Annotated in this window: 5 protein-coding genes; 3 read left to right on the plus strand and 2 right to left on the minus strand. The window is 73.7% G+C overall.

Annotation, left to right across the window (positions count from 1 at the left end):
• Window positions 1-385: 385 nt before the first annotated feature.
• The gene (locus tag AB0D44_RS34085) at window positions 386-802 is read right to left on the minus strand and encodes a hypothetical protein (protein ID WP_362598710.1); all 417 of its coding nucleotides are present in this window, start codon (window positions 800-802) and stop codon (window positions 386-388) included.
• A complete protein-coding gene (locus AB0D44_RS34090) occupies window positions 802-1,209 on the minus strand; it encodes a DUF6325 family protein (RefSeq protein ID WP_362598713.1) in 408 nt (135 codons plus the stop codon). Before AB0D44_RS34090 ends, AB0D44_RS34085 begins: the two co-directional genes overlap by 1 nt.
• A 95-nt stretch (window positions 1,210-1,304) precedes the next feature.
• Here AB0D44_RS34090 and AB0D44_RS34095 point away from each other — a divergent pair, with 95 nt between their 5' ends.
• From AB0D44_RS34095 to nadE, 3 genes are all read left to right on the plus strand, one after another.
• The gene (locus AB0D44_RS34095) at window positions 1,305-2,672 is read left to right on the plus strand and encodes an FtsW/RodA/SpoVE family cell cycle protein (protein ID WP_362598715.1); all 1,368 of its coding nucleotides are present in this window, start codon (window positions 1,305-1,307) and stop codon (window positions 2,670-2,672) included.
• A complete protein-coding gene (locus AB0D44_RS34100; protein WP_362598718.1) occupies window positions 2,669-4,129 on the plus strand; it encodes a penicillin-binding transpeptidase domain-containing protein in 1,461 nt (486 codons plus the stop codon). The genes AB0D44_RS34095 and AB0D44_RS34100 overlap by 4 nt, the downstream gene beginning before the upstream one ends.
• Before the next feature lie 124 nt (window positions 4,130-4,253).
• Window positions 4,254-5,084, plus strand: a complete 831-nt coding sequence (gene nadE / locus AB0D44_RS34105; protein WP_362598721.1) for an ammonia-dependent NAD(+) synthetase — start codon at window positions 4,254-4,256, stop codon at window positions 5,082-5,084.
• Window positions 5,085-5,198 lie beyond the last annotated feature (114 nt).

Here is a 5,198-nt window from a genome sequence, read left to right on the forward strand (position 1 = left end):
TGACAGACCGTCCCGCCCCGGAAAGACAAGGACTGACGGGAAGCCCCCAAAAGAACGGTCCACTGGTTCATGATCCCGGGCAGTGGCCATCAGGGACCGGCTCCCAGGTTGCAGCGGCCATGTCCCGGCCCGGGCACGTGGGCGGGCGGACTGCGGGGCGGGGCGGGGTGGGGGTTGGGCGGGGGCCGGGGCGGCCGGGGGTGGTCTGCCTGCATCAGGCAGCGGACGGGGCGGCGGCGGGATCCGGTAGGCGCGGCAGATCGCTACGCGCTCCTGGCGGTTGGCGTCCGGCGGCCGTCCGGGGCTGGTCGACGGCGGGGTCGGGGCTGGTCGATCGCGGGTGTCCGGGTGGGTGCTCGCGACGTGTGAGGGGTGGGGGCGGCGGTCAGTCGCGGAGCAGGCGGGCCTTGGCCGTGGCGAATTCCTCCGGGGTGAGGTGGCCTTCACGGGCCAGGGCCGCGAGTTGGGTGAGTTCCGCTACGAGGCCCGTGGGGAGGGCGGGAGGGGTCGGCGGGCGGGTTGGCGGGGGTTCCTCGGGGGCGTCGGGGTCCGGTGGCCATGGTCCCGCTTCGTGGTCCGGGGGCCAGGGTTCCGAGTCGGGTTCCGGTTCCTGGTCCGGGGGCCAGGGTGTGGTGTCCTCCGCCGCTCTCACCGCCCGGCCCAGCAGGCCCCTCGGTGGGGCGGGCGCCGGTGTGTCCGGGCCGACCGTGCCCGTCGCTCGTGCCAGCAGGCCGCGCAGCAGGGGGTGGCCTGCCGAGCGGTTCGCCGCGTGGACCGTTGCGCCCACCGGGCGGATGAACATCACGCCACCCCCGTCCGGGTGTCCGCCGGGACCCGGTCCGCCGGGATGCGGACCGAGCCCACGATCCGGCCGCCCGCAGCCCGTACGGCGATCGCCGCGTCCTCGGCCCATACGTGCTCGACCAGCAGGAGGAGCGCGCAGCTCCCGCGCTCCAGCAGCTCCGCCGCCTCCTGTACGTCCTCCGGGCCGATCAGCCGGGCCACGTCCCGGCCCGTCAGCAGGCCCCGTAGCTCCACGAACTCGTCGAATTCCGCCGCGAGGACCTCGCCCGCCGCCGTCCTCGTCGCCACGAGCCCGTCGATCAGCCGGACCACGCCGGTCTTCCGCAGCCCCATCACCGCCTCGACCGCCGGCACCCGCAGCTGCTCCTCCGGGAAGGCGAGGACGATGAATTCCACTGGTCCCATAGGGCTCGGCTCCTGATTCCGACCGTTTATGACGACTCTTCGGCACACTATGACATAAGCGGACATAGCATCCATCCGCTTGCTACGTTTCGCCTATGACCGCTCTGACGGCACAGGTGGCGGAGCCCTCCCCGCCCCCGCCCCCCGACGCCCGCGCCCCCAAGCGCCGCGGCGTCGAGCTGACGCTCCTCGCCGGCGCCGTCCTGATCTCCGTACTCGGCCACCTCTACGTCGGCCTCGCCACCACCGGCCGCATCCCCCGCCCCGCCACCCACTACGCCGCGGGCCTCGCCGTCGCCGCCCTGTTCGCGCACCTCGCCGTCCGCCTGCGGGCCCCGTACGCCGACCCCCTGGTGCTCCCGATCGCCGTCCTGCTCAACGGACTCGGCCTCGTCCTCATCCAGCGCCTCGACGCGACCACCCCCGGCCATGCCGCCGCCGGGGACCAGCTGCGCTGGTCCGCCCTCGGGGTGGCGCTCTTCGTCCTCGTCGTGGTGGTGCTGCGCGACCACCGGGTGCTCCAGCGGTACGCGTACCTCTCCGTCACCGCCGCCCTCGCGCTCATGCTCGTCCCCGTCTTCTTCCCGGCGGTCAACGGGGCCCACATCTGGATCCGGTTCGCCGGACTCTCCTTCCAGCCGGGCGAGTTCGCCAAGATCCTGCTCGCCGTGTTCTTCGCCGCCTACCTCGCCGCGAACCGCACGGCCCTGGCCCTGACGGGCCGCCGGCTCTTCTGGAAGCTGCGCCTCCTGCCCGGGCGGGTCCTCGGTCCGATCCTCGCGATCTGGGCGCTGAGCGTCGGTGTGCTGGTCCTGGAGCGGGATCTCGGGACCTCGCTGCTGTTCTTCGGACTGTTCGTGATCATGCTGTTCACGGCCACCGGACGGATCGGCTGGATTGCGATCGGGCTCGTCCTGGCCGGGGTGGGCGCCTACGCCGTCGGGACCTTCGAACCACACGTGAACAGCCGTGTGGACGACTGGCTGAATCCTTTCGCCTCCATCGACCGGGGCGAAGGCCCCGGCCAGCTCGCCCAGTCCCTCTTCGCCTTCGGGGCCGGCGGCCTGCTCGGCGCCGGGCTCGGCCACGGCCACTCCTTCCTCATCGGCTTCGCCGCCAAGTCGGACTTCATCCTCGCCACCGCCGGAGAGGAGCTCGGCCTCGTCGGGCTCGCCGCGATCCTGCTCCTCTACGGGCTCCTGGTCGCCCGCGGGTTCCGCGCCGGGCTCGCCCTGCGCGACCCCTTCGGCCGGCTGCTCGCCACCGGCCTCGCCTCGATCGTCGCGCTCCAGGTGTTCGTCATCGCGGGCGGCGTCACCGGGCTGATCCCGCTGACCGGCATGGCCATGCCCTTCCTGGCCCAGGGCGGCTCCTCCGTCGTCACCAACTGGATCATCGTCGCCCTGCTGGTCCGGCTCGGCGACAGCGCCCGCAGGCCCGCACCGCAGGAGCCCCCCGAGTGATCCGCTACATCCGCTGGTGCGCGTACTTCTGCGCGCTTCTGCTCGTCGCGCTGCTGGTCAACATCGCCCGCGTGCAGGTCTGGGAGTCCGCCGCCTACGGCGCGAACCCGGCCAACAAGCGGCCGGCCATCGAGCGCTACGCACAGCCGCGCGGGGACATCCTGGTCGACGGCCGCCCCGTCACCGGCTCCCGCGACAGCGGCCAACTCCTGCGCTACGAGCGGACGTACGCGAACGGCCCGCTGTACGCGCCCGTCACCGGCTTCTCCTCGCAGACCTACGGGACCAGCTTCGTGGAGCGCGCCGAGGACGCGCTCCTGGCGGGCACGGACCCCGGACTCTCGGCCTTCCCGCTCTGGTACGACCTCACCCGCGGGCGCCCCGCCGGCGGGAACGCGGCCACCACCGTCCGGGCCGGCGTCCAGCGGGCCGCGTACGCAGGGCTCGGCGGCAAACGGGGTGCGGTGGCCGCCGTCGAGCCGGCCACCGGGAAGATCCTCGCGCTGGTCAGCAGCCCCTCGTACGACCCCTCCTCGCTCTCCGGGACGGGCGCCCGGGTCACGGCGGAGTGGGCCCGGCTGAACGCGGACCCCGCACGGCCGATGCTCAACCGGGCGCTGCGCGAGACCTACCCGCCCGGCTCCACCTTCAAGATCGTGACGGCCGCCGCCGCCCTGGACGCGGGCGTGGTCACCGATGTGGACGCGCCCACCGAGACGCCCGACCCCTACCCGCTGCCGGGCACGCGCACCCTGCTGCCGAACGCGGCCACGGGCTGCCAGGACGCCTCGATGGCGGAGGCGGTGCAGTGGTCCTGCAACACGGTGATGGCGAAGATCGGGGTGCGGGTCGGGCTGCGCGGCATGGTGGAGGCGGCGGAGCGGTTCGGGTTCAACCGCGACGGTCTGCGGGTGCCCTCGTGGGTGTCGCGGTCGAACTTCGACACGGACATGAGCCAGGACCAGCTGGCCCTGTCCGCGATCGGGCAGTTCAACACCCGGGCCACGCCCCTGCAGATGGCGATGGTGGCGGCCGCGGTCGCCAACGGCGGCGAGCTCAAGTCCCCCTACCTGGTGGACCGCACCATGCAGGACGACGGCTCCCCGGTGCGGCGCGGTGACCAGCGCAGCCTGGGCCGCGCCATGGACCCGGCCACCGCCCTGCGCATGCAGGAGCTGATGGTGAAGGTGGTGGAGAACGGGACGGGAAAGAACGCGGCGATCCCGGGGGCGGTGGTCGGCGGCAAGACCGGCACCGCGCAGCACGGCGTCGGCAATGCGGGGACCCCGTACGCGTGGTTCATCTCCTGGGCCAAGGCCGAGGGTGCGCCGCTGCCGGCCGTTGCGGTCGCGGTGGTGGTCGAGGACGCGGCGGCGGACCGCGGGGACATCAGCGGCAACCTGGCCGCCGCGCCGATCGCCCGGGCGGTGATGGAAGCGGCGCTGTCCGCGCGCTGATGCGCCGCGCGGGGCGGGCCGCGCGAGGCCCTTGCCGCAGGGGGGCGGCTGCGCCGTCAGGAGCGTCGATTAGGGTCGTGGAGGCAGCGAACCGCGTACCCACGCACGACCCCGAGGAGCAGCCGTGAGCGAGCCCGCGTCCACCGCCCTGCAGCAGGAGATCGCCCGGGAGCTCCTGGTGAGCGACACCTTCGACGCGGAGCGCGAGATCGAGCGCCGGGTGGCCTTCCTCACCGAGCGGCTCACCTCGACCGGCCTGCGCTCCCTGGTCCTCGGCATCAGCGGCGGCGTCGACTCCACGACCGCCGGGCGGCTGTGCCAGCTCGCCGTGGAGCGGGCCCGGGCGGCCGGCCACGAGGCCGTGTTCTACGCCATGCGCCTGCCCTACGGGGTCCAGGCCGACGAGAACGACGCGCAGCTCGCCCTCTCCTTCATCCGCGCCGACCAGGTCCTGACCGTCGACGTGAAGCCCGCCAGCGACGCCGCCCTCGCGGCCGCGCTCGCCGGCGGAGTCGCCTTCCGCGACGCGCACCACCAGGACTTCGTCCAGGGCAACATCAAGGCCCGCCAGCGCATGATCGCGCAGTACGCGGTCGCCGGCGCGCACGACGGCCTGGTCGTCGGCACCGACCACGCCGCCGAGGCGGTCTCCGGCTTCTTCACCAAGTACGGCGACGGCGCCGCCGACCTCGTCCCGCTGACCGGCCTGACCAAGCGCCGGGTGCGCGCCGTCGCGGACGCCCTGGGCGCCCCCGCCGAGCTGGTGTGGAAGACCCCGACGGCCGACCTGGAGACCCTCGACCCGGGCAAGGCCGACGAGGACGCGCTCGGCGTCACGTACGACGACATCGACGACTTCCTGGAGGGCAAGCCGGTGGACGGGCGCGCCTTCGAGATCATCGCCCGCCGCTACCGGCTCACCGAGCACAAGCGTCAGCTGCCGATCGCGCCCTAGCCGGGCCGCGGGGCCGGCTGCGCTAGGGGGTGTCTGACGGAGGTCCGTGGTGAAGGAGCGGTGTCCGGTGCGTGCTCTCGGCGTGCCGGCCGGATGCCCCCGTACTGGACGTAC

This window comes from Streptomyces sp. NPDC048349 (assembly GCF_040651925.1).
In the GTDB taxonomy this organism is placed as follows: domain Bacteria; phylum Actinomycetota; class Actinomycetes; order Streptomycetales; family Streptomycetaceae; genus Streptomyces.

Coding starts and splice junctions, on each gene's coding strand:
- AB0D44_RS34085 (WP_362598710.1), bottom strand. CDS start 802: ATGTTCATCCGCCCGGTGGGCGCAACGGTCCACGCGGCGAACCGCTCG.
- AB0D44_RS34090 (WP_362598713.1), bottom strand. CDS start 1,209: ATGGGACCAGTGGAATTCATCGTCCTCGCCTTCCCGGAGGAGCAGCTG.
- AB0D44_RS34095 (WP_362598715.1), top strand. CDS start 1,305: ATGACCGCTCTGACGGCACAGGTGGCGGAGCCCTCCCCGCCCCCGCCC.